The sequence below is a fragment of the Nonomuraea sp. NPDC049152 genome, from assembly GCF_040648355.1.
GTDB lineage: Bacteria > Actinomycetota > Actinomycetes > Streptosporangiales > Streptosporangiaceae > Nonomuraea.
In genome coordinates this window covers 113273-136581 of record NZ_JBEZDO010000009.1, presented here as the reverse complement: position 1 = coordinate 136581, position 23309 = coordinate 113273, and the positions used below count along the sequence as shown (strand labels likewise).

The following is a 23309-nucleotide window of genomic DNA, read 5'->3' as shown; positions in this document are numbered from 1 at the left end:
CGACGGGGGCGTCGCCCTACGTCCGCTTCCGGAGCACCCATGCTTGCCATCACGCCGCGGGCGGTCGCCGGCGGTCTCGCGCTCGCCCTCCTCCCCCTGGTCCCCCTCGCCCCGTTCGCCCCGCTGGCCTCTCCGGCCGCGGCGGCGCCACCCCCCATCCCGACGACGACCCGACCGACGACGGCGCCCGACGAGGCCTCCGCCAACCTGACCGCCCGGCTGAACGGCCGGCGGGTCGAGATCGAATCGGCCCGCACGGAGACCACCACCACCTATGCCAACCCCGACGGCTCGACCACCGTCGACAGCTTCGCCGGCCCGATCCGATTCCGCCGCGACGGGGTCTGGGCGCCTGTGGACATCGCTCTCGCCCCGAACGCCGCCGGGCAGATCGCGGCCAGGGGCCACCGCCGCGGGCTCACTCTCGGTGTCGGGAGCGGGGACCTCATCACGGTGGGCGAGGGCGAGTCCAAGGTCACCATGGGGTGGAAGAACGCACTGCCCACGCCGCAGCTGCGGGGGGAGAGCGCCACCTATCCGGAGGTGCTTCCTGGCGCCGACCTGGTGGTGACCGCGACCAGGACGGGCGCCGAGCAGTTCCTGCTGCTCAAGCGGCGTCCTGCCGCACCGCTGTCGTACACGCTGCGGCTCAGGGCGCCGGGGATGACGGCCCGCCGGTCCGGTGACGGAGGTGTCGAGCTGGTGGACCGCAAGGGCAAGGTCTCCGTCACCATCCCCGCCCCTGTCATGTGGGACGCGCGGACGCACCCGAACTCGGGCGATCATCTGAACCGGGCGCCCGTGGCCATGAAGCTGTCGGGCCAGGACCTCGTCCTCACCCCCGACCCCGCCTTCCTCGACGACCCGGCCACGCGCTATCCGGTCACCGTCGACCCCTCGCTCAACCTCGGCCAGGTCTTCGACACCTTCGTGCAGCAGGGCTACGGCACCGACCAGTCGGGCGCGACCGAACTGAAGATCGGCAACAACGGCAGCGGTCAGGTCGCCAGATCCTTCATCACGTGGAAGACGCCCGGCATCGCGGGCAAGAAGATCCTCTCGGCGTCGCTGAAGCTGTGGAACCACCACTCCTGGTCCTGCAACGCCAGGGCGTGGGAGGTCTGGTCGGCCAACCGCGCCTCGACCTCCTCCCGGTGGCCAGGACCCACGATGGCCGCCCGCTACGCCACCTCGTCGGAGACGAAGGGCTGGGGCAGCTGTGCCAACGGCTGGGTGAGCGCCAACGTCACCTCGCTGGTCCAGATGTGGGCGGACAAGGCGTACACGGAATCGGGCATGGGGCTGCGTGCCGCCAACGAGTCCGACGAGTTCGCCTGGAAGCGATTCAACTCCGGCAACGCCTCCTCGGGAGTCCCGTACATCTCGGTGACCTACAACTCCTACCCCGAAACGCCGGTCTCGACGTGGGTCTCGCCCTTCAGCGACTACTCGGGCACGCAGTGGACCAACACCCTGACACCGCAGCTGCGCAATCATGTGCGCGACCCCGACAAGGGGAACACGCGGGGACTGTTCGACGTCTATGACGGCTCCAGCCTGGTCGTCGACAACCTCTACGGCGGCTACGTGGCCAGCAACGGCTTCTCCTCCGCCACCGTGCCCGCGGGGAAGCTGGTCAACGGCAGGACGTACACGATCCGCTCCTGGGCCAACGACGGCTCCCTGTCCTCCAAGGCGTACCAGAGCGCGAACTTCACCGTCGACACCGTCAAGCCCCCCGCGCCCAAGGCGGCCTCGGCCGACTACCCCGCCGACGGCGGCTGGTACGGCGACGCAGGCAAGCCGGGCGCCTTCACGCTCACCCCCGCCGACTCCGACACCGGCTGGCTCGCCTACAAGCTCGACGACGGGGCCGTGACCAAGGTGCTCACCACGGGCGCGGCCGTCACCGCGAAGGTGACGCCCCCGACCACGGGCCCGCACACCCTGAGCGTCCACACTCTCGACAAGGCGGGCAACGCCTCTCCGACGACGGCCTACGCCTTCAACGTGGGCGCCGGCGCCTCCGTGGCCGTGCTCACCTCGCCGAAGGACGGGCAGCGTACTGCGGGCAAGCTCCCGCTGGCCGTGTCGGGTACCGGGTTCACCCAGGCCACGTTCCAGTACCGCAGAGCCGACGGCGACGCCTGGGCCGACATCCCCGTCGCGCACGTGCTCGGCGCCGACGGCAAGCCGCTGACCGCCTGGCCGGTGGCCGCTCCCGGCCGCCTGTCCGGGCTGGTCTGGGACGTGGGCGCGCAGCTGGGCGACGCCGCCGTCCAGGTCCGCGCGGTGGTCTTCGGCAACGCCGCCGAGAGTGCCTCCGTGACGGTCGTCTCCGACGGTTCGGCCTCGGCGGCCGCCAGGGCGGAGGTGGGTCCCGGCGAGGTCAACCTGCTGACCGGCGACTACCGGCTGCGGGCGGCCGAGGGCGGCCCCTTCGGTCTGGCGATCACCAGGGTCCACGGCTCCCGTGGCAGGAGCGGCCCGCTCACTCCCTTCGGCAGGGAGTGGCCGGTGGCCATCGCCTCCCTGCGGGAGACCTCCCCGACGTCGGTCGAAGTGATCACCCAGGAGGGCAGGCCGGTCCAGTTCACCAGAAGCGGCGACGGCTGGCGGCCCGAACCCGGCGCCGAGGACCTCACGCTCACCGGCTCCTACACCCTCACCGACTCCCGGGGCCACGCGACCGTCTTGGCCAGGCAGGGCGGCCTCCACCTTCCGGCGGAGCACGCGTACGAGACGGTGGGCGGCCAGGTCAGGCTGACGGCGCTCGGCCAGGCGGGGCGCAGGCTCGACCTGACCTACGGCGCGGACGGCCGGGTCATCACGCTGAGCTTCAAGGGCCTGGCGATCGCCCAGTACGCCTACGACGCCTCGGGACGGCTGGCCGAGGTGTGGGATCCCCGGATCAGCCCCCCGCTCAAGACCCTGTACGGCTACGACGCCGCAGGCCGCCTGGCCTCGCTCACCCCGCCGGGCGAACTGCCGTGGACGCCCCGCTACGACGCGGAAGGCCGCCTGCTGTCGGTCACCCGCGCCACGCTCAAGCCGGGCACCGCCGACCAGGTGGCGGGACAGGCCACCACCACCGTCGTGTACGGCGTGCCGCTCGACCGGGCCGCGGGCGGCCCCGCCGACGTGGCGGCCGGGCACGTCGCGGCCTGGGGGCAGAAGGCGGCCCCCGTCACCGCCACCGCGCTGCTCCCGCCCGACCAGCGACCGGGATCGTGGACCAGGGCCACGGTCACCTACCTGGACGAGGCGGGCCGAGCCGTCGACACCCTGGTGCCAGGCGGACGCCTGAGCGCCGCCGAGTACGACCGCTTCGGGCATGCCGTCCGCGAGCTCACCGCGGGCAACAGGGAGCTGTCGCAGCGGCCCGACACCGACTACCGCCTCGGCGAGCTGGGCATCTCCGGCTACAGTCCCGCCGAGCGCGCCGAACTGCTGTCGACCCGCGCACTCTACGATCCGTCCGGCCGCAGGAAGCTGGAGGAGCTCGGCCCTGTCCACATCGTCAACCTCGAGGCCGAGATCAACGAGGATCTGCCCGCCGGTTTCGCCATCGGGGCCAGAACGCACACCGTGCTCGCCTACGACGAGCAGCGGCCGGGCGACGCCTTGGCCAGGGACCTGCCGACCACGGTCAGGAAGGGAGCCAGGATCGTCGGACGGGAGTCCATGCCCGACGCCGACGTGCGCACCACCGCCACGGTCTACGACTGGGGCAGCGCGCTGCCGGTGCGGACCGTCCTGGACCCCGGCGGCCAGGCCGTCACCAGGACCGTCGACAGGGCGGTGCCCTTCACCGCCGGCGGCGGTGGCGAGTGCGGCGGCCGTCCCGAATGGGCGGGGCTGACCTGCAGGGATGGCGACAAGACCTTCACCTACACCGCTCTGGGCGAGATCGACACGATCACGGAAGGGGCCTCCGTCACCGTCATCAGGCGCGACGGCGCGGGGCGGCCTCTCGCGATCGGAGCGCGGCAGCTCGGCTACGACCAGGGCAACGGCAGGGTGATCGAGCGAAGGCAGGCGGACGCGAAGGTCGTCTCCGCCTACGACAGGCTCGGCCGCCTCATCTCCCACACCGACGCGGAAGGGGCGGTGACCCGCACCGAGTACGACGACCTCGACCGCATGGCCAAGGTGAGCGACTCGGCGCCTTCGACCACCGTCTACGCCTACGACCACGCGGTGGAACCGCGCGGCCTGCTCACCTCGGTCACCGACTCGGTGGCCGGCCTCTTCACCGCCCGCTACGACGACGAGGGCCGCATGGTGGCCGGTGAGCTGCCGGGCGGCCTGCGGCTCGCGGGACTGTTCGACGAGATCGGGCAGCCGTTCGCCCGCGTCTACACCCGTGACGGGGTGGAGGGTCCCGTGCTGATCGACCAGGCCGGGCTCTCCGTCCACGGGCAGCCGGTCCTCCAGCTGCGCACCGACACGATGACCGACCGCGCCCTCGGCTACGACGGGGCGGGCAGGCTCACCTCGGTGCGGGAGATCGCCTTCCCGGTGTGCTCGCTGCGCCGTTACTCCTACGACGGCCAGAGCAACAGGACGCGGCTGGCCGTGCAGAGCTCCGAGGAGGATTGTCCGCAGGCCGACGACGCGGCCTCCGCGATCACCGGCTACACCTACGCGGACGGCCGCCTGGCCGGAGACGGATACGGCTACGACGGGCTCGGCCGTACGACGAGCCTGCCGGGCGGAAGGACGGTGGACTACTTCGACGACGGCGCCCCGTCGAAGCAGACCGCGGGCGACCAGACGCTCAGCTGGGCGCGCGACCCGATGGGCAGGGTCAGGTCGGAGACGACAGGGACGGGCGCGGTGACCGTGCACCACTACGGCGCGGAGGGTGAGTGGCCGCGCTGGCTGGCCGAGGGCGGGTCGATCGTCAGGAACGTCACAGGGATCGGCGACGAGCTGGCGGCGCTCACCTCGGCGACGGGCGCGGTGCGTGTGCAGCTGACCACCCTGCACGGCGACGTCGCCACCGAGCTCGACCTCGACTCCGGGGCGGCGACGGTCCTGGGCTTCGACGAGTTCGGCGTCGCCTCCCGGTCGCGCAGGTACGGCTGGCTCGGCGGCAGGTTCGTCTCCGCCGCGCTGGGCGGCACGGTGCTCATGGGCACCCGCCTGTACGACCCGGCGCTCGGCCGATTCCTGCAGCGGCCGTACCTGGGGTGAGGCACCGGCCCCGCGCGTCCCTTGCGGCGCGCGGGGCCCCTGGCCCTGCGGCGTCAGGCCGAGGTGAGGTAGCGGTCGGCGAGGTCGCAGGCGCCCCTGGTGTATCCGGCGCCGAGCTCCCTGGCGATGTCCACCCCCTGGTGCGACCCGATCCACGCCACCAGCAGAAGCCTCCTGAACAGGATGAACGTCCAGATCTCGCGCTCGTCCTCCGCTCCGAAGGGCTCCTCGCTGCGGTAGCCGTCCAGCCACGAGTCGACGAGCTCGGGCACCACGGGCTCGTGCTCGATGAAACTGAGCGCGGCGGCCAGGTCGTAGACGTGCCACCCGAACCCGCAGTCGTCGAAGTCGATGACGCTGGGTTCGGCTCCGCCGTCGTCGAGGAGGTTGGCCAGGCGCATGTCGGCGTGGATCAGCCCGAACCGCCCGGGCGAGCGGCCGTAACGCGCGATCCGCTCGCGCAGCCGGCGCTCCAGGCGCGTCAGAACGGCGTGGGCCTCGTCGTCGACGCCGACGCCGTCCTGCCATCGTCCCCATCGGGACTCCGCGCCGAAGGCGGCGTCCCAGTCCCACGCGAACCTGGTGAACCCCTCGGGCCGCCGCCACCGTACGGCGTGCCTGTGCATGCGCGCGGTCACCGCGCCGAGCTGTTTGAACCCGTCGACCAGGCGGTCCTCTCGCGGTTCGGCGCCCGGCAGGAACTCGAACATCACGACGTTCCTGCCGCCCGCCTGGACCACCCGTGCGCCGTCGGCCGACTCGATCACGCCCGGGGTGCGGACGCCCTCCTGCCTCCTGAGTGCCTCCAGCCAGTCCAGCTCCGAGCCGATCGCGGCCGCGGCGTGGTAACCGAGCCTGTGCACCCGCAGGATCGACCGCCCTCCCGTCTCGGGGTCGTCCACGCGGAAGGTGGCGTTCTCCGAGACGTTGATCAGCGTGACGGTGGCGGCGGGTGACACCTCGTAGCGCTCCAGCGCCGCCCGCGCCACCTCGCCGACGCGTTCGAGCACGCCGTCACCGGCCGAGAGATCGTGTAGTTCCACCGGCCCATTGTCCACGCAGCCCGCGGGTGGCCGGTCAGCGGCCGACGGGCACGGGCTCGGGCTCGGGGGCCGCGGTGATCGCGCGGATCGCGGGGGCGCCCGCCAGGCCCACCACCGCCGCAAGCACGGCGGGGATGATCAGCGCGACGGGCAGCGACGACCTCTCCGTCACGAAGCCGAGGATGGCGGGCCCGACCAGCAGCCCCGAGTATCCGAACGCGGTCACCAGCGACAGCGCCCGTCCCACGGCCCCGCCGGCCGCGCCCACGGCGCTGAAGACGACGGGCACCACGGTGGCCAGGCCGATGCCGGCGAGCGCCCAGCCCACCCAGGCGCCGACGACAGTGGGCACGAAGAGCACCAGCAGGTATCCGGCGGTGGCGAACACGCCCGCGAGCTGGATCGTGCGCACGGGCCCGAACCTGGCCCTGATCGGGTCGCCGAGCAGCCTGACCGAGGTCATCGCGATGGAGAACACCGTGTAGGCGAGGGGCGCCGCTGCGGGGTCGGTGTTGAGCACCAGCCGCGCGTGCAGGGCCGCCCAGTCGATGGCCGCGCCCTCGCTCAGGTGCCCGGCGAAGGCGACCAGGCCGAGCAGGGCCACCAGCCCCCAGCGCATCGCGCCCATGCCGCCGCCCGTATCCGCCGAGGCGGTCGCGGGCCGTCCGGGCAGCAGCAGGCGCACGGCGGGCAGATACAGGAACGGCACGACGACGGCTGCGCCGATCAGCAACGCCTGCCCGTCCACGCCGAGCTTGAGCCCGAGGGCGGTGAGCGCGCCGCCCGTCGCGCCGCCCAGGCTCCACGTGCCGTGGAAGGCCGAGATGATCGGCCTGCCGTAGGCGTGCTCGACCTCGACCGAGTGGACGTTCATCGCCACCTCGATCACACCGAGGCCCAGGCCGAAGACGACCGCCGTGACCATCAGCACCGGGTAGGAGGGCGCCAGCGCGGGGCCGAGCAGCACCACCGCCGACAGCGGGCCGGCGAACCAGCACACCGTCCTGCTGGTCAGCCGGTCCACGATCCGGCCCGCCGCGAGCATCGACACCAGCGCGCCCAACGACACCAGCAGCAGGGCGAAGCCGAGCTTCTCCGGCCCGAGGGCGAGCCGTTCGTTCAGGGTGGGTAGGCCCGCGGCCCACATGCCCATGACGAGACCGCAGAGGAAGAAGAAGCCGAACACACCGATACGCGCTCTTTTGTTCACGGCTAGAGCATAAACTGACTTCCATGGATGTGGGAGACCTGCGCGCGCACAACCGCCTCGGACTGCTGCGCGCGGTGCACGACGGCGCGGCCGGCCGTACGAGATCGCAGCTGACGCGCGATCTGGAGCTGGCGCGCGGCACGGCCTCGGTGCTGGTGGCCGGGCTGGTCGAGGACGAGCTGCTCCAGGAGTCCCCGCCGAAGGAGCACGCCAGGGGCCGCCCCACGCGGCTGCCCGGACCGCATCCGAACGGCCCGCTGGCCCTGGCCGCCGACCTGCGCGAGGACACGTGGACGCTTGCGGCGTGCGAGCTGGGCGGCGGCTCGACCGTGCTCGCCACCCGAGGGCACGACGGCACGCCCGGTGACGCGCTGCATTCGCTGGGCGCGGCGCTGCGCGAGCGGCTCGGGCCCAGGGTGGTGGGCGTGGGACTGTCGGCCGCGGGCCCCGTGCGCGCGGACGGGCTGCTCGACATCTCCCACCTGGACTGGGTCGACGTCGACGTGGCCGCGGCGCTCGCGCTCGGCGAGGTGCCGCTGAGGGTCGGCAACGACGCCAGGCTCGCGGGCCTGGCCGAGGCCCGCCGCGGCCACCTGCGCGGCGTCGACGTGGGCCTGCACGTCCACGTCGACTTCGACCCGGGCGGCGCCCTGCTGATCGAGGGCCGCCCGCTCGCGGGATCGGGCGGTACGGCGGGCGAGTTCGGCCACATGCCGCTGACCGGCGGCGACGAGCCGTGCCCCTGCGGCGCGCGCGGGTGCCTCAGCCTGGCGGTCGGCCGCAACTCCCTGCTCAGGCACGTGGGGCTCGAAGCGGGCCGCGGCAGGGGCAGGGAGCAGGCCGAACGCATCGTCGCCGCGGCCGCCGAAGGGGATCGGGCGGCGGTGGCGGCGATCGAGGCGAACGCCAGGGCGCTCGGCAAGGGCATCGGCGCGCTCGTCAACGCCCTCGACCCCGGCACGGTCACGGTGTCGGGCCTGGGTGTCGCACTGGTGGGCGAGACGCTGCGGCGCTCCTGCGACGAGGCGCTCATGGAGATGCGCAGGCGGCGTCCGCCGGCGATCCTGGCTTCCGCGCTGGCCGACAGGGGCCCGCTCATCGGGGCGATGGAGTCGGTGTTTGACGCCTTCCTGACCCGCGAGGGGCTCGATTTCTGGCGCGCGACACGCCCGAAGCACGAAATGTGACAGAAACCACGATGATCTTGCAATGAGGACGCATCGGACGATACCCATGTGTTCATGAAATTTCGGGACACAGTGGGGCTGGAGATCGCGTTACGGATGTGCGAGGCGGCGATCAGGCAGGCGTCGAGGGAGGGCGCGCTCGTGTCCGTCGCCGTCGTCGACGCGGGCGGCCACCTGGTGAGCTTCCAGCGCATGGAAGGAGCCGAAATCGCCGGTCCTGTCCTGGCTCCGGGCAAGGCCTACACCTCGGTGGCCAACCGGATCTCGACCGCGGACCTGGCTCCGCTGACCGCTCCGGGAGGCGAGTTGTACGGCCTCGCGGGCGACAGGTTCGTGTGCTTCGGAGGGGGCATCCCCCTATGGGCGGACTACGGTGAAGGAGAACGCGTGGTCGGCGGTGTGGGGGTCAGCGGAGGCACCGTCGCGCAGGACGTGGCGTGCGCCGAGGCGGCCGCTTCGGTCTGGCGCACCGGCTGAGCGGCGGCTTTCCGCAACACGAACCGCTGGCATCCGCCATGATTAGCCGCGACACCACGGGTAACAAAGTCCCGAAGCATTACTCCCCGAGGAGAGATCGAGATGGCACTTCCCACTCTTACCCCGGAGCAGCGCAAGGCGGCGCTGGAGAAGGCCGCGGAGGCCCGCGCCGCCCGCACCGCTCTGCTCGCGAAGGTCAAGGCCGGTGAGCTGACCTTCGCCGACCTGCTGGAGCGCGACGACGACATCGCCAAGAAGATCAAGGTCTCGCAGGCGCTGCGCGCCGTCAAGGGCGTCGGGCCCGCCAAGGCCACCGCGCTCATGGAGGAGGCCGGCGTCGACGAGAAGCGTCGTCTCGGCGGCCTGGGCGCCCAGCAGCGCAAGAAGCTGGTGGACGCGCTCGGGGCCTGAGTCCCCTCGCGGCCGGTCCACCAGGACCGGCCGCGCGCCTCAGCCTCTCCGAGGCTCCCAGGCGCTCACCCCTCAGCCCCTCAGCCCCTCAGGTACGCCAGCACGGCCAGCACCCTTCGATGCTGGTCGCCGTCGTCGGCGTAGAGGCCGAGCTTGGAGAAGATGCTCCTGATGTGCTTCTCCACGGCTCCGTCGCTGATCACCAGGTCCCTGCCGATGGCGGGATTCGACTTCCCCTCCGCCATCAGGCCGAGCACCTCCCGCTCGCGCGGGGTCAGCTGTGCCAGCGGATCGTCCCTGCGCCTGCGCACCATCAGCTGGGCCACCACCTGGGGATCGAAGACCGTGCCGCCCGAGGCGACGCGCCGCAGCCCCTCCATGAACTCGTCGACGTCCACGACCCTGTCCTTCAACAGGTAGCCGACCGCGCCACGGGCGTCGGCCAGCAGATCGTCGGCGTAGGAGACCTCGACGTACTGCGACAGGATCAGCACGGGCGCCCCCGGCACCCGGCCGCGCGCCTGCACCGCCGCGCGCAGGCCCTCGTCGGTGAAGGACGGCGGCATCCGCACGTCGACCACCGACACGTCCGGCTTGAACGAGGCCACGGCTTCGACGAGCGCCTCACCATCGCCGACCGCCGCCACCACCTCGCAGCCGAACTCTTCCAGCAGCCTGATCAGGCCCTCCCTGATCAGGACCGCGTCATCGGCCACGACTACCCGCACGGCACCTCCGCCACGATCACTGTCGGCCCGCCCACAGGGGAGTCCACGACCAGCTCGCCGTCGACTGCGCGAAGCCGGTCGGCCAGCCCTGCCAGACCGTGTCCCTTGGCGACGTGTGCGCCGCCGACGCCATCATCCCCGATTGTCAGCAAGAGCGTGTTCCCCGTACGGCTGAGCTGGACCGAGCAGGTCGTGGCGCGGCTGTGCTTGGCGAGGTTGGTCAGCGACTCGGCGACGACGTAGTAGACCGTGTTCTCCACCGCGGCGACGTAGCGCTCGGCGGTCTGCACGTCGAGCTCGACGGGCACCGTGCACCTGCCCGCCAGGGCGGCCAGCGCGGGCGCCAGGCCCCTGTCGGCCAGGATCGGCGGCGCGATGCCGCGCGAGAGCGCGCGCAGCTCGTCCAGCGTCTCGCGGGTGGCGGTGATGGCCTCGGCGATCGTCGCGTGGGCGGCCTGCGGATCCTTCTTCAGCTGGCGCTGGGCCCTGGACAGCTCCATCGCGAGCGACACCAGGCGCTGCTGGGGGCCGTCGTGGATGTCGCGCTCCAGCCTGCGCAGCGCGTCGGCCTCGGCCGACACGGCCGCCGCTCGCCCCTGGGCCAGGTCGTCGATGCGCTCCTGCAGCTCGGCGACGCTGGTCAGCAGGGCCCTGCCGAGTCCCGCGCGCAGCAGCGCCGCGCCCCTGACCATGAACGGCATGACGAACGCGCCGAGCAGACCGAGTGAGACGTAGAAGGCCGAGTTGACCAGGTAGCCGTCGCCCAGCCCCAGCAACTCGGGAAGCTCCGTGTTGTCGGGGATGCGCGAGGTGATCCAGCCGTAGAGCGGGTAGGACAGGCCCGCGATCGGGATCGCCCAGAACACCACCGTCACCACGAAGGTGACGATGGCGATGGGGAAGTTGATGATGCCGTGCATCAGGTCGAGCCACGACTGGCCGGCCGTCAGGGGGTTCACGATGCGGCGGAAGCGGCCCGCCCCCGCGGGGGCGTCCTTGTAGCGCGGCCTGATGGCAGGGCGGCTGAGCACGTCGGACAGCCAGCCGCGCTCCACGTCGGCGAAGCCTCTGGCGACCAGCAGCGTGCCGCAGAGGATCGGGATGCCGATCCACACGACCACGGTGCCGAGTCCCGCCGCGAATCCGGCGATGAGCAGGACGAAGGCGAGGACGGCGGTAGGGAAACCGACCAGGAGGTAGCGCGTGTCGAGCAGGACACGTCTCATCAGGGAGCGCATGGCATCACGCTACGAGTCTCGCAGGTCCCGCCTCGCCCCTGCGGGCAGGTCTCAAGGGGTAGGGCCAGCCCTACCATCCGGGGTAGTGCGATCTTGACCACAAGAGGGCGGACCGCGTCACTGTGCTGGACGGTCCTGGACGGAAGCCTTGAGTCACCACCTTCCGAATCGAGGCTCCCCCATGACCGTCCTGCTCGAACGCCCAGCCGTACGCACCACGACCAGGGACTCCTTCATCGACGTCCTGCGGCTGGCGGGGATGGCCCTGGTGGTGCTCCAGCACTGGACGATCCCGGTGCTGGGCTACGACGGCGTCCGCCTGACCACGGGCAACGCGCTGTCCACCCCGGGAGTGTGGGTGGTCACCTGGATCAGCCAGGTCATGCCGCTGGTGTTCTTCGCGGGCGGCGCGGCCAACGCGATCAGCTTCCGCCGCGCTCCCGGCACGGCGCCCGCGTGGCTGGCCGTACGGCTGCGGCGGCTGGCCTGGCCGGTGCTGCCGCTGGCGGCGGTGTGGATCCCCTTCCCGCACATCCTGGCGACGTTCGGGGTGCCGGGGCAGCCGCTGGAGGTGGGCTCGCGGCTGACGGGGCAGCTGCTGTGGTTCCTGGTCGTCTACCTGATCGCCGTCACCGCGACGCCGCTGATGCTCAGGACGCACGCCAGGCACGGATGGCGGGTGCCCGCCGTCCTGATCGCGGGCGCCGTGGCCACCGACCTGGTCAGGTTCACCTCCGGCTTCGATGTGATCGGCTACCTCAACATCGGCTTCGTGTGGCTGGCCGTCCACCAGCTGGGCTTCTTCTACGTCGACCGCAGGCTCGGCCGTCCCGGGCTGCTGGCGCCGGCCGGGTTCGGCGCGGCCGCGCTGCTGGTGGCCTTCGGGCCCTACCCCGGCAGCATGATCGGGCTGCCCGGCGCCGAGATGTCGAACATGGCGCCGCCCACGCTCGCCATGCTGGGCGTGGGGATCGGCCAGATCGGCCTGGTCACGCTGCTGCGGCCGTGGATCATGCGGCTGCGCACCGAGCGGCTGGTGGCGTGGGCGGGTCCCCGGATGATGACCGTGTACCTGTGGCACATGCCCGCGCTGTTCGCGGTGAGCGGCGTGGTGGTCGTCGGGCTCGGGATCGACACTCCCGCGCCGGGCGGTCTCGGCTGGCTGCTGGGCTGGCCGGTGTGGTTCGGGGGGCTCTGCCTGGTCATCTGGCCGCTGCTGCGGGCGTTCGCCAGGTTCGAGGAGCCGCCGGCGCTGCCGTACGGGATGGCCACGTGGAGGAGCTCGCTGGTGTCGGCGGCGCTGGTCGGCGGCGGCCTGCTGGGACTGACCGCCTTCGGGTTCGCGCAGGGAGGCGCGCCGGTCCTGTCCACGCTCGCCATCGCCGCCGGGCTGCTCCTGACCGCGCCCCGTGCGCGGTTCTGACCGGAAAAGGCACCCTCTGTCCCCTCTCGGCACGTTCCTCACCACATCCCGTGGGCGGTTCTGACCAGGTCTCGTTAACCGGTTGGGCCTTGTCCTTGGCAAGATGGAGAGGGTGAGCCTCATAGACCGCCTTCCCGAAGAGATCGACGCCGATCCCGATGCCATCTTCGACGCGTTCGTCGCGTGGAACTCCGAACGCGGGCTCACCCTCTACCCGGCGCAGGAGGAGGCGCTGATCGAGGTCGTCTCGGGAAACAACCTGATCCTCGCCACGCCGACGGGGTCGGGCAAGAGCCTGGTCGCGGCGGGAGCCCACTTCGCGGCCCTGACCCGCGACCAGCGCACGTTCTACACCGCGCCGATCAAGGCGCTGGTCTCGGAGAAGTTCTTCGACCTGGTGTCGCTGTTCGGCACCGAGAACGTCGGCATGATGACGGGCGACGCCAGCGTCAACCCTGGCGCCCCGATCATCTGCTGCACCGCGGAGATCCTCGCGAACGTGGCGCTGCGCGACGGCGCCGCGGCCGACATCGGCCAGGTCGTCATGGACGAGTTCCACTTCTACGCCGAGCCCGACCGCGGCTGGGCGTGGCAGGTGCCGCTGCTGGAGCTGCCGAACGTGCAGTTCGTGCTGATGTCGGCGACGCTCGGCGACGTCACCATGTTCAAGGAGGACCTCACCAGGCGCACGGGCAAGGAGACCTCGGTCGTCAAGCACGCCGAGCGCCCCGTCCCGCTGGTCTACTCCTACCGGATGACCCCGCTGCACGAGACGCTCGAGGAGATGCTCAGCACGGGCCAGGCGCCGGTCTACGTGGTCCACTTCACGCAGGCCGCGGCGATGGAGCGCGCCCAGTCCCTCATGTCCATCAACATGGCGACGAAGGCCGAGAAAGAAGCCATCGCCGCCATGATCGGAAATTTCCGGTTCACCACGCGGTTCGGCCGGGCGCTGTCCCGCCTGGTACGGCACGGCATCGGCGTCCACCACGCCGGCATGCTCCCGAAGTACCGGCGGCTGGTCGAACGGCTGGCCCAGGCGGGCCTGCTGAAGGTCATCTGCGGCACCGACACGCTCGGCGTCGGCGTCAACGTCCCGATCAGGACCGTGCTGTTCACCGCGCTGTCGAAGTACGACGGCAACAAGGTGCGCCGCCTGCGCGCCCGCGAGTTCCACCAGATCGCCGGCCGGGCCGGCCGCGCGGGCTTCGACACGATCGGCTACGTCGCCTGCCAGGCCCCCGAGCACGACATCGAGAACGCCAAGGCCCTGGCCAAGATCGGCGACGATCCCAAGCGCCGCCGCGGTTACGCCCGCAAGAAGCCGCCCGAGGGGTTCGTCGGCTGGAGCGAGGAGACGTTCGAGAAACTGCAGACGGCCGAGCCCGAGCCGCTGGCCTCGCGCTTCAAGGTCAGCAACGCCATGCTCCTCGCGGTCATCAACCGGCCGGGCGACTGCTTCGCCGCCATGAAGCACCTGCTCACCGACAACCACGAGGACCGCAAGTGGCAGCGGCGGCACATCAGCCAGGCCATCGCGATCTACCGCTCGCTGCTGGCGGGCGGCGTGGTGGAGCAGCTCAGGGAGCCCGACGACCAGGGCAGGAAGGCCCGCCTGACCATCGACCTGCAGGAGGACTTCGCGCTCAACCAGGCGCTGTCCACCTTCGCGCTGGCCGCCTTCGACCTGCTGGACCTGGAGTCGCCCAGCTACGCGCTCGACATGGTCTCGATCGTGGAGTCCATCCTCGACGACCCGCGCCAGGTGCTGTCGGCCCAGCTGAAGAAGGCCCGCGGCGAGGCCGTGGCGCAGATGAAGGCCGACGGGATCGAGTACGAGGAGCGCATGGAGCAGCTGCAGGAGATCATGTATCCGATGCCGCTGGAGACGCTGCTGCTCGGCGCGTACGAGACCTACCGGCGTGGCCACCCGTGGGTCGCCGACTACACCGTCAGCCCGAAGTCCGTCGTGCGCGACATGTACGAGCGGGCGATGACGTTCACCGAGTACATCCAGTTCTACGAGCTGTCCAGGTCGGAGGGGGCGGTCCTGCGCTACCTGGCCGACGCGTACAGGACGCTGAGCCGGACGATCCCCGAGCATCTGAAGACCGACGATCTCGTCGACCTCATCGAGTGGCTCGGCGAGCTGGTCCGGCAGGTCGACTCCTCGCTGATCGACGAGTGGGAGAAGCTCAGCAACCCCGAGACGGCGCTGGAGCACGAGCAGGAGCTGGAGCGCAAGGTCAGGCCGGTCACCGGCAACCCCCGCGCCTTCAGGGTCCTGGTCAGGAACGCGATGTTCCGCCTGGTCGAGCTGTGCGCGCTGGAGAAGGAGGACGAGCTGGAGGAGCTGGCTCCCGACGTCGACTGGGGCGCGGCGCTCGACGCCTACTACGACGAACACGAGGAGATCTTCACCGACGCCGACGCGCGCGGGCCCGGCCTGCTGCGCATCACCGAGGAGAAGGAGCTCTGGAAGGTGCGCCAGGTCGTCAAGGATCCCGCGGGTGACGGCGACTGGGGCATCGACGCCCAGGTCGACCTGGCCGCCTCCGACGAGGAGGGCCGCGCCGTCCTTCACGTCCTCGGCCTCAACCGCCTGTGACCCTGCTCGGCGCCGACGACGACGACGATCCCTGACGACCGGCCCAGGCGACCGCATCGACCGCGGCCCGGCCGGTCGCCCGGGACGCGGCGGGCCGGTAGCGGACGATCCTGACGTCGGGGAGCCCGCGCGTGCTGCGGACTCCCAACGAGCGCGCCCGCCCTGGAGCGGCCACGGCTGGGCTGTCGGCGGCCGATCTCGACCAGATCGTGATCGGCATGCCGGGCGTCAGCCGGGCTCTGGCGCGGCGCTCAGGCCGCGGCGGCGAGGTCGGCTCGATGCTCGGCCTCGGCGGTCGGCCCCTCGGGAGATCTGGTGGTCCTGACCCGCTCGGCGGGGGACGCTCACCGGTCAGCCGGAAAACGGCTGAACGTGTGCCGGAACGGACTGGCAAGGGCGCCCCGGCACACGTCTCCTTCCAAGGATCCACGTCACGACACCGCGATCGTGTCATGATCATGTCTCAAGCTCGTGACAATCAGCAGGACGCGATCGCGCAGATCTTCCCGAGCATCTTCGTCGCGTCCTTGGTCTGCGCCGCGAAGTCCGCCGCCGCCGGCTTCCCCCACTCCCCTGCCTGCGAGTAGACCACCAGGGCGCTGCCCTTGCGGGACACGATCGCGCGCTCGCCGCCGATCGCCGGCTTGCGACCCGCGTAGTTCTGCCCGGTCACGGCCAGCCCCTCGTCACCGAGCGTGACCACCTTGCCCGAGTACCTGTACTCCGACCCCTCGGACTTGACGGACCCGCAGGTCCGCAACGCCGCCTTGAGGTCGGCCAGCGCCAGGGCGGCCTGGTCCTTGGTCGAGTAGAGGATCACCTGCTCGGACTTCTGGAAATCGGGCACCGAGGTGTAGACGATCGTGCGGGCGGCGACGCGTCCCGCCGAGGCGAGCTTCGCCTTGTCGCACGGGTTCACGGTGAGCTTGGCCGTGGCCCGCTTGTTGACGGTCCAGTTCGTCTCGGGATTGTCGTCCTTCTTGGCCGCAGCCTTCTCCCAGAGCAGGAAGCCCTTGGGGATGGTGTCGGCGGGCGCGGCGGTCAAGGCGAGGGCCCCGGCGAGCAGCAGGTTGGTCATCACGCTGGATCAGACGCTCGAGGTGATCCAATGGTTCAAAATAGCTACATGAGCGACGAAGACATCCGGCGGGTCCTTGGGCTCCTCCACCAGGACACGGCGTTGCGCGCCTTCGCCGCCCTGGTGCTGGGCCGGCCACCGGAGGCGGGTGAGGACGTCCTGGAACGGCTGGAGCGCGGCGGCCTCGCCGTACGACGGGAGGACGGGAGCTGGGCCGCGCGGCCCGAGCGCTTCCGCGAGCTGCTGAAGGCGGCGGCCCCGCCGCCTCGGGCGTTGACGCAGGAGGAGCGGATCCTGCAGGCCTTCCTGGTGGACGGGCGGCTGAAGGAGATCCCCACGAAGCATGAGAAGCGGCTGGTGGTGCTGCACCACATCGCCAGGCTCTTCGAGCCCGGCGTCCGCTACTCCGAGAAGGACGTGAACGTGGTGCTGCGCGCCTTCCATCACGACTTCTCCGCGCTGCGGCGCTATCTGGTCGAGGCGGACCTGCTGAGCAGGGAGGCCAACGTCTACTGGCGCAGCGGCGGGCAGGTCGACCTGTAGCCGGGGCGGCGGCCGGACCCGGTGATCGCCGGCCCGGCCCGCCGTGCCCCTCACAAGCCTACGAACCGAAGTACTTCTTCGCCCCGTCGTGCAGCAGGACGGGCTCCGTCTTCACCGCCGTCTCCTTGGTGATCTCCGTGGCCGCCTTCGAGACCGCGACCAGGTCGGCGTGGTGGTCGAAGATCAGCTTCGTGATGCTCTCGGCCAGGGCGGGGTCCATCTTCTCGTTGACCACCAGCAGGTTGGGCACCACCACCGTGGCCACGTCGGCGGGCGCCTGGTAGACGTCCTTGCCGATGCTGCCCGCCGCGTAGACCTGCCCGTGCTCGGCCTGCAGCTTGGGCAGCACGTCGTCCAGCGGCACGAAGACCGCCTTCTCCTTCATGGTCGTCGTCAGGTCGGTGATGCCGGGCGTGGGCAGCCCGCCCGACCAGATCAGCGCGTCGAGCCCGCCCGACTTCAGGGCGTCGACGCTCTCCGGCAGGCCGAGCGCCTGGCGGGTGACGTCCTTGTCGGGGTCGAGGCCCGCCGCCTTGAGCAGCCGCAGCGAGATCACCTCGGTGCCCGAGTTGGGCGAACCGGTGGAGACCCGCTTGCCCTTGAGGTCGGCGATGCTCTTCACCCCTGACTCGGCTGACGCCACGACCTGGGTGTAGTTGTTGTAGAGACGGGCCAGGGCCCTGATCGGCTGGGCGGAGGAGAACGCGCCCTTGCCCTGCACCGCGTCGGCCGCGGAGTCGGCGAGGGTGAAGCCGAGGTCGGAGTCGCCCTTGACCACGCGCTGGATGTTCTCCACCGACGCGCCGGTCGCCTCGGCCGTGGCCTCGTAACCGGGCAGGTTCTTGCTGATGAGGTCGGCCAGGCCGCCGCCCATGATGTAGTAGACGCCGGTGGTGTTTCCTGTCGCGATCGACAGCCGCTTCCCGCCGCCTCCTGTCTGTTCTGCTCGTTCGGCGCCCCTGTCGCCTCCGCAGCCGGCCACGGCCACGATCACCGCCAAGAACGCCACGGACAACAACCTCATGTGCGTCTCCTTCGATCAGCTACAGCGTGGAGGCCTCGTCCTTCGGGGCGGGGAGGAAACGCGGCACGGTCGGGCACTGTGTTCTCCTGATTGTGTCGGTGGCGGTCGGTAGGTTGATCGGCGTGTCCCGCTACCCGGGATGCGGCCGGGCGCTGGCATGTCGCGTTCGCCGCCATCCCCGATCCGATCCCCGCGCCCGGCGCGGGCGAGATCGTCGGCGTCGACCGGGGTGTGGCCGTCAGCGCGGCGCTGTCGACGGGCGCGCTGTTGCACGCGCCCACCTTGCGCGAGGCGGAGAAGGCGCGCCTGCTGCGGCTGCTGCGCAGGCTCGCGCGAGCCGAGCGCGGCTCGAACAGGCGCGGCAGGCTAAGGCGGCGATCGCGAGACTGAAGGCGCGCGAGACGGATCGGCGCAAGGACTGGATCGAGAAGACCTCCACCGGCCTGGCCCGCCACTTCGACGTCATCGCCGTCGAAGACCTCAACGTGCGTGGCATGACCCGCTCGGCGAAAGGCACCATCGAAACGCCCGGCCGAAACATCCGCCAGAAGGCCGGGCTGAACCGAGGCATTCTGGCCGCCGGATGGGGCCGACTCGTCGAACGGCTGGAGCACAAGGCTCCCGGCCGCGTCGTGAAGATCCATCCGGCGTACACGAGCCAGCGGTGCTCGGCGTGCGGGATCGTCGATGGGGAGGCGCGCGAGAGCCAAGCCGCCTTCCGTTGCCGGTCTTGCGGATACGCCTGCAACGCGGATGTGAACGCGGCTCGTAACATCCGGCACGCGGCAGGGCATGCCGTGTCTGCGCGGGGAGGCTCCGGGTTGCCGGTGCCGGTGAACCGCGAACCTCAACGCGACCTCCTCCTGGTGGGGTAGTTGCTGTTGGAATCCCCCGCCTTCAGGCGGGGGAGGATGTCAATAGGTGTACGGCGAGCGCAAGCAGCACGAGACCTGAGCCGATCGCGATCGGCACAGGTGACAGCACCAGGAGCAGCAGCGCGGCCACCCCGCACAGGACCCGCGGGACGGGACCCGCCAGGCCGCCCGTGGCCACCGCGAGCGCCACGACTGCCAGCGCCGACGCGGCGAACGTCCAGGCGATCTGCCACAGACTCCCCTGCCCCAGGAGCGCGCCTCCAGCCGGGGTCAGGACGAACGCGAACGGCACGAGGAAGGCCGGCAGGGAGTACTTCCACGTGGCGAGCATGGTGCGGTAGGCGTTGCCCCCGGTTATCGCCGAGGCGGCGAAGGCCGACAGCGCGGTCGGCGGGCTCACCTCCGACAGCACCGCGTAGTAGAAGATGAACATGTAGGCCTCGGGGAAGCTCACCCCGAGCTTGGTCAGCGCGGGCCCGATGATGACGGCCGCGATCACGAACGAGGCCGTCACCGGTACGGCCAGGCCGAGCAGCAGCACCGCGACCGCGCACATCACGGCCGTGGCGATCAGGTTGCCGCCCGCCAGGCCGACGATGAGCGAGCTGACCTTCAGCCCGAGCCCGGTCAGCGTGACGACGGCGACGATCGTGCCGGCCGCCGCGCAGGTGGCCGCGACGGGCAGCACGCCCTTGACGCCCGCCGCCAGCGCCTCGGCGGCCCTCCGGGGCGTGAGCCTGTGCTCGGGGTCGAGGAACGACAGCGCGAAGGCCAGCAGCGTCGCGTAGACCACGGCGCGGAACGGCGACTGGCCGAGGGCCATCAGGATGATGATCACGAAGAGCGAGCTGAAGTGGTAGCCGTAGCGCCTGACCAGCGGCCCCAGCCTGGGCGCGTCGACGGCGACCGCGTGCGTGCCGTACTTCCTGGCGTCCATCTCGATCGCCAGGAAGATGCCCAGGTAGTAGAGCACGGTCGGGATGGTGGCGTAGAGCAGCACCTGGAGGTAGCTGACCCTGAGGTACTCGGCGATGATGAAGGCCGCGGCGCCCAGCGTCGGCGGCGACAGGATCGCGCCGATGCCGGAGGCGGCCAGCACGCCGCCGCCCTGCTCTCTCGGGTAGCCCGCGCGCTTGAGTATCGGCCAGGCCACGCTGCCGACGCTGACCGTGGTGGCCACGCCGGAGCCGCTGACGGTGCCGAGCAGGAAGCCCGCCATGGTCACCGTACGGCCGGGAGCCGAGCGCGACCTGCGGAAGGCGGCGAGCGAGACGTCGACGAAGAACTTGCCCGCGCCGGAGTGGTCGAGGACCGCGCCGTAGATGGTGAACAGGATGATGTAGGTGGCGGCCACGTCGAGCGGCACGCCGTAGATGCCCTCGGTGCCCATCGTGAAGGCGACGACGATGCGGTCGATGTCGTAGCCCCTGTGCCCGATCGACCAGCCGATCGGGATCCAGCCTCCCCAGTAGGCGTAGGCGATGAAGACCAGGCAGACCGCCGGCAGGATCCAGCCGACGGTCCTGCGCGCCGCCTCGAGCACCAGCGCGGTGATCGCCAGGCCCGCGACGATGTCGAGCGTGGTCGGGTCGAAGGCGCGCCTGATGAACGCGTCGAACACCATCAGCGGGTAGAGGCATGCCGCCAGGGCGAGCGCCGCGAGCGTCCAGTCGAGGGCCGAGGGGCGTTCCTTGTCGCGCCCGAAGCAGATGAACACCAGCGGCAGCACGACCGCGAGGAATCCGATCCGGTACGGCTGGATCGCGCCGGGGAAGAAGGTCCACCACAGCACGTAGAGCGCGAGCCCGAGCGCGATGACCGTCACGAGGGCCGAGACGCGCCCGCTGAGCTTGCGCACGGGGCGTTCGGCGTCGTACTCGGCGATCAGGTCCTCGGCTGAAGAGGCGCTCACGCTGGGCAAGTTACCCATGCGCACCGACAAGAAGTCAAGAGATCGTTGACGGCGATCTCGCCGGACGGGTCAGCCGCCCGAGATGTCGGACTCCGCGTCCTCCGGCACGACGCAGTCGTAGGGGTCGTCGAGCCAGCCGTCGGGCAGGTGCACCCTGTCGCGCTCGCCCGACTTGCCGCGCGGGGTGTCGGTGTTGGGCGGCCACGGCTGGTCGCGGTCGAGCCTGGCCAGGCTCGACCTGAGCCCGTCGAGCGACTCGGCGGTGGCCAGCTCGCGCCGCAGGTCGGCGCCGACGGTGAAGCCCTTGAGGTACCAGCCGACGTGCTTGCGGAAGTCGGCGATGGCGTAGCGCTCGATGTCGAAGCACTCGGTGAGGCCCTCGGCGTGCCTGGCCATCGTGTCCGCGACCTGTCCGAGGGTCGGCCTGGCCCGCTCGTCGCCGCCGTTGAAGGCGTTCTCCAGATCCCTGAACAGCCAGGGGCGGCCGAGGCAGCCGCGCCCCACGACCACGCCGTCGCACCCGGTCTCGGCCACCATGCGCAGCGCGTCGTCGGCGCTCCAGATGTCGCCGTTGCCGAGCACGGGGATCTCGGTGACGGCCTCCTTCAGCCGCCTGATCGCCTCCCAGTCGGCGACGCCGCCGTAGTGCTGCCTGGCCGTACGGCCGTGCAGCGCGATGGCGGCCACGCCCTCCTCCACGGCGATCCTGCCCGCGTCGAGGTAGGTGAGATGGTCGTCGTCGATGCCCTTGCGCATCTTCATCGTCACGGGCAGCGCGCCGGCGTTGCCGACCGCCGCGCGCAGGATCCGCCGCAGCAGGTTCCTCTTGTACGGCAGCGCCGACCCGCCGCCCCTGCGCGTCACCTTGGGCACGGGGCAGCCGAAGTTGAGGTCGATGTGGTCGGCCAGGTTTTCCTCGGCGATCATCTTCGCCGCCCTGCCGACGATCTCGGGGTCGACGCCGTAGAGCTGGATGCTCCTCGGCCGCTCCGAGTCGGCGAACCTGATCATCCGCATGGTCTTGGGGTTGCGTTCGACCAGGGCCCTCGTGGTGATCATCTCGCACACGAAAAGCCCCGCCCCCTGCTCGCGGCAGAGCACCCTGAACGGCGCGTTGGTGATACCCGCCATCGGTGCGAGCACCACCGGCGGCCACACCTCGAGCGGCCCGATCTTCATGGCGGAGCGCCACCCTCGCTTCCTGCGACTGCTTCGACGGTCGGTTTGTTAAGTTCTAGCGCACCAGGACCCGTGAGCGTTATTCGCGGATAGGGTGTGACCTGGGATCGATCTGCGACATCGGGAGGCCATCGATGCTTCTGCGACTACGCATCGGGCTGCCCGACAGGCCGGGAGCCCTCGGCCAGATCACCCGCGCGCTCGGTGCGGCAGGAGCCGACATCACCCAGGTCACCGTACTGGAGCGGGGCGCGGGAAGGGCGCTCGACGACTTCACGCTCTTCTGCCCCGACAACACCTCGAAGGAGACGCTCGCCAAGAGCCTGGCGGGCGTGCAGGGCGTCACCGTCGAAGGCGTGTGGACCACGCGCGAGGCCCCGGGCACCTATCCCGAGCTGGAGATACTCAAGTACATCACCACGGCGGGCGACAGGGCGCTGTCCACGCTGATCGACTCCATGCCGGTGCTGTTCAGCGCCGACTGGGCGGCCGCCGGCACCGACAGGGACCCGCGCGCCCTGGTCTACTCCAGCTGGCGCGCGCCGCAGCACGTCCCGCTACCCGAGGTCACCCCGCCCAGGCCCGTCGCCTCCACCCTCGACTCCGGCGTGCACATCATCGCCGCTCCCCTGCCGCCGCTGGCGCTCACGCTGATCCTGGCGCGCTCCGAGGGTCCCGCCTTCCACCGCATCGAGGTCCACCGGCTGACCAGGATTCTGGAGATCTTTCTGACCCTGCCGTCGACCGAGCGCAGCGTGGCCAGGCAGCTGCGCAGGAGCGATGGATGACGCATGTGCTCGGAAACTCCGCTAGAGTTTCCTTGTCGCCGCGAGTGAGCGGCAACGCGGAAGTGGCTCAGTGGTAGAGCATCACCTTGCCAAGGTGAGGGTCGCGGGTTCGAATCCCGTCTTCCGCTCGGAGAGGCCATCGCTGAAGGCCTCCCTCGGTGGAGTGGCCGAGAGGCGAGGCAGCGGCCTGCAAAGCCGTCCACACGGGTTCAAATCCCGTCTCCACCTCGGACGATTAGCTCAGCGGGAGAGCGCTTCCCTGACACGGAAGAGGTCACTGGTTCAATCCCAGTATCGTCCACCACACACCCCAGGCCCGCGGGCCTGGGGTTTCGTGTTCGCCGACACGTCAGATCTTGTCCGGCATACGGTCACCCGCCACGATG

The 23309-nt window shown here is 70.9% G+C and carries 17 protein-coding genes and 3 tRNA genes; 12 read left to right on the top strand and 8 right to left on the bottom strand.

The features are described 5' to 3' along the window. The first annotated feature begins 39 nt into the window (after positions 1–39). Positions 40–5199 (top strand): DNRLRE domain-containing protein, encoded by a 5160-nt coding sequence (locus tag AB0B45_RS18640; protein WP_358131941.1) that lies wholly within the window; start codon positions 40–42, stop codon positions 5197–5199. 53 nt (positions 5200–5252) lie between these two features. On the opposite strand, the gene AB0B45_RS18635 is transcribed toward AB0B45_RS18640, so the two are convergent. Further along, positions 5253–6242, bottom strand: coding sequence for a phosphotransferase (locus AB0B45_RS18635; protein ID WP_358131939.1), 990 nt, complete (start codon positions 6240–6242; stop codon positions 5253–5255). A gap of 34 nt (positions 6243–6276) precedes the next feature. Further along, complete coding sequence (locus AB0B45_RS18630) at positions 6277–7452, bottom strand: MFS transporter (RefSeq protein ID WP_358131938.1); 1176 nt, start codon at positions 7450–7452, stop codon at positions 6277–6279. Positions 7453–7475: 23 nt separating this feature from the next. Between AB0B45_RS18630 and AB0B45_RS18625 the strand changes: the two genes are divergently transcribed. The 3 genes from AB0B45_RS18625 to mihF all read left to right on the top strand — a co-directional run bounded on the left by AB0B45_RS18625 (position 7476) and on the right by mihF (position 9527). Continuing rightward, positions 7476–8639: an ROK family protein gene (locus tag AB0B45_RS18625; protein ID WP_358131936.1), complete on the top strand. Its 1164-nt coding sequence runs from the start codon at positions 7476–7478 to the stop codon at positions 8637–8639. Positions 8640–8693: 54 nt separating this feature from the next. Then, on the top strand, positions 8694–9116 hold the full coding sequence (locus AB0B45_RS18620) for a heme-binding protein (protein ID WP_358131934.1): 423 nt from the start codon (positions 8694–8696) through the stop codon (positions 9114–9116). A gap of 102 nt (positions 9117–9218) precedes the next feature. After that, positions 9219–9527, top strand: a complete 309-nt coding sequence (gene mihF / locus AB0B45_RS18615) for an integration host factor, actinobacterial type (protein WP_183659676.1) — start codon at positions 9219–9221, stop codon at positions 9525–9527. Positions 9528–9607: 80 nt separating this feature from the next. Here the strand turns inward: mihF and AB0B45_RS18610 are convergent, their stop codons facing one another. Together AB0B45_RS18610 and AB0B45_RS18605 are read right to left on the bottom strand one after the other, a co-directional pair. Further along, positions 9608–10255, bottom strand: coding sequence for a response regulator transcription factor (locus AB0B45_RS18610; protein WP_358131932.1), 648 nt, complete (start codon positions 10253–10255; stop codon positions 9608–9610). After that, positions 10246–11493, bottom strand: coding sequence for a sensor domain-containing protein (locus tag AB0B45_RS18605; protein ID WP_358131930.1), 1248 nt, complete (start codon positions 11491–11493; stop codon positions 10246–10248). The genes AB0B45_RS18610 and AB0B45_RS18605 overlap by 10 nt, the downstream gene beginning before the upstream one ends. Before the next feature lie 181 nt (positions 11494–11674). Here AB0B45_RS18605 and AB0B45_RS18600 point away from each other — a divergent pair, with 181 nt between their 5' ends. Next, positions 11675–12916, top strand: coding sequence for an acyltransferase (locus tag AB0B45_RS18600; RefSeq protein ID WP_358131928.1), 1242 nt, complete (start codon positions 11675–11677; stop codon positions 12914–12916). Positions 12917–13019: 103 nt separating this feature from the next. Continuing rightward, positions 13020–15524: a DUF3516 domain-containing protein gene (locus AB0B45_RS18595; RefSeq protein ID WP_358131926.1), complete on the top strand. Its 2505-nt coding sequence runs from the start codon at positions 13020–13022 to the stop codon at positions 15522–15524. 478 nt (positions 15525–16002) lie between these two features. Here the strand turns inward: AB0B45_RS18595 and AB0B45_RS18590 are convergent, their stop codons facing one another. Continuing rightward, positions 16003–16602 (bottom strand): hypothetical protein, encoded by a 600-nt coding sequence (locus AB0B45_RS18590; RefSeq protein ID WP_358131924.1) that lies wholly within the window; start codon positions 16600–16602, stop codon positions 16003–16005. A gap of 48 nt (positions 16603–16650) precedes the next feature. On the opposite strand from AB0B45_RS18590, the gene AB0B45_RS18585 reads away from it, so the two are divergent. Beyond that, positions 16651–17145 carry a DUF2087 domain-containing protein gene (locus AB0B45_RS18585; RefSeq protein ID WP_358131923.1) on the top strand — a complete coding sequence of 165 codons (495 nt, stop codon included), beginning with the start codon at positions 16651–16653 and terminating at the stop codon, positions 17143–17145. 58 nt (positions 17146–17203) lie between these two features. Here the strand turns inward: AB0B45_RS18585 and AB0B45_RS18580 are convergent, their stop codons facing one another. After that, positions 17204–18169: a TAXI family TRAP transporter solute-binding subunit gene (locus tag AB0B45_RS18580; protein ID WP_358131922.1), complete on the bottom strand. Its 966-nt coding sequence runs from the start codon at positions 18167–18169 to the stop codon at positions 17204–17206. 122 nt (positions 18170–18291) lie between these two features. Between AB0B45_RS18580 and AB0B45_RS18575 the strand changes: the two genes are divergently transcribed. Continuing rightward, positions 18292–19044 (top strand): transposase, encoded by a 753-nt coding sequence (locus AB0B45_RS18575; RefSeq protein WP_358131920.1) that lies wholly within the window; start codon positions 18292–18294, stop codon positions 19042–19044. A gap of 22 nt (positions 19045–19066) precedes the next feature. Here the strand turns inward: AB0B45_RS18575 and AB0B45_RS18570 are convergent, their stop codons facing one another. Then, positions 19067–20956 carry a TRAP transporter fused permease subunit gene (locus AB0B45_RS18570; protein ID WP_358131918.1) on the bottom strand — a complete coding sequence of 630 codons (1890 nt, stop codon included), beginning with the start codon at positions 20954–20956 and terminating at the stop codon, positions 19067–19069. A gap of 69 nt (positions 20957–21025) precedes the next feature. Beyond that, positions 21026–22135 (bottom strand): tRNA dihydrouridine synthase DusB, encoded by a 1110-nt coding sequence (gene dusB / locus AB0B45_RS18565; RefSeq protein WP_358131916.1) that lies wholly within the window; start codon positions 22133–22135, stop codon positions 21026–21028. 134 nt (positions 22136–22269) lie between these two features. Here dusB and AB0B45_RS18560 point away from each other — a divergent pair, with 134 nt between their 5' ends. From AB0B45_RS18560 to AB0B45_RS18545, 4 genes are all read left to right on the top strand, one after another. Beyond that, positions 22270–22923 carry an ACT domain-containing protein gene (locus AB0B45_RS18560; protein WP_358131914.1) on the top strand — a complete coding sequence of 218 codons (654 nt, stop codon included), beginning with the start codon at positions 22270–22272 and terminating at the stop codon, positions 22921–22923. 56 nt (positions 22924–22979) lie between these two features. Continuing rightward, a tRNA-Gly gene (locus AB0B45_RS18555) sits at positions 22980–23051 on the top strand. Positions 23052–23080: 29 nt separating this feature from the next. Further along, positions 23081–23151 (top strand) — tRNA-Cys (locus AB0B45_RS18550). Position 23152: 1 nt separating this feature from the next. Further along, positions 23153–23227 (top strand) — tRNA-Val (locus AB0B45_RS18545). Positions 23228–23309 lie beyond the last annotated feature (82 nt).

Coding starts and splice junctions, on each gene's coding strand:
- AB0B45_RS18640 (WP_358131941.1), top strand. CDS start 40: ATGCTTGCCATCACGCCGCGGGCGGTCGCCGGCGGTCTCGCGCTCGCC.
- AB0B45_RS18625 (WP_358131936.1), top strand. CDS start 7,476: ATGGATGTGGGAGACCTGCGCGCGCACAACCGCCTCGGACTGCTGCGC.
- AB0B45_RS18620 (WP_358131934.1), top strand. CDS start 8,694: ATGAAATTTCGGGACACAGTGGGGCTGGAGATCGCGTTACGGATGTGC.
- mihF (WP_183659676.1), top strand. CDS start 9,219: ATGGCACTTCCCACTCTTACCCCGGAGCAGCGCAAGGCGGCGCTGGAG.
- AB0B45_RS18605 (WP_358131930.1), bottom strand. CDS start 11,493: ATGCGCTCCCTGATGAGACGTGTCCTGCTCGACACGCGCTACCTCCTG.
- AB0B45_RS18600 (WP_358131928.1), top strand. CDS start 11,675: ATGACCGTCCTGCTCGAACGCCCAGCCGTACGCACCACGACCAGGGAC.
- AB0B45_RS18595 (WP_358131926.1), top strand. CDS start 13,020: ATGGAGAGGGTGAGCCTCATAGACCGCCTTCCCGAAGAGATCGACGCC.
- AB0B45_RS18590 (WP_358131924.1), bottom strand. CDS start 16,602: ATGACCAACCTGCTGCTCGCCGGGGCCCTCGCCTTGACCGCCGCGCCC.
- AB0B45_RS18585 (WP_358131923.1), top strand. CDS start 16,651: ATGAGCGACGAAGACATCCGGCGGGTCCTTGGGCTCCTCCACCAGGAC.
- AB0B45_RS18580 (WP_358131922.1), bottom strand. CDS start 18,169: ATGAGGTTGTTGTCCGTGGCGTTCTTGGCGGTGATCGTGGCCGTGGCC.
- dusB (WP_358131916.1), bottom strand. CDS start 22,135: ATGAAGATCGGGCCGCTCGAGGTGTGGCCGCCGGTGGTGCTCGCACCG.
- AB0B45_RS18560 (WP_358131914.1), top strand. CDS start 22,270: ATGCTTCTGCGACTACGCATCGGGCTGCCCGACAGGCCGGGAGCCCTC.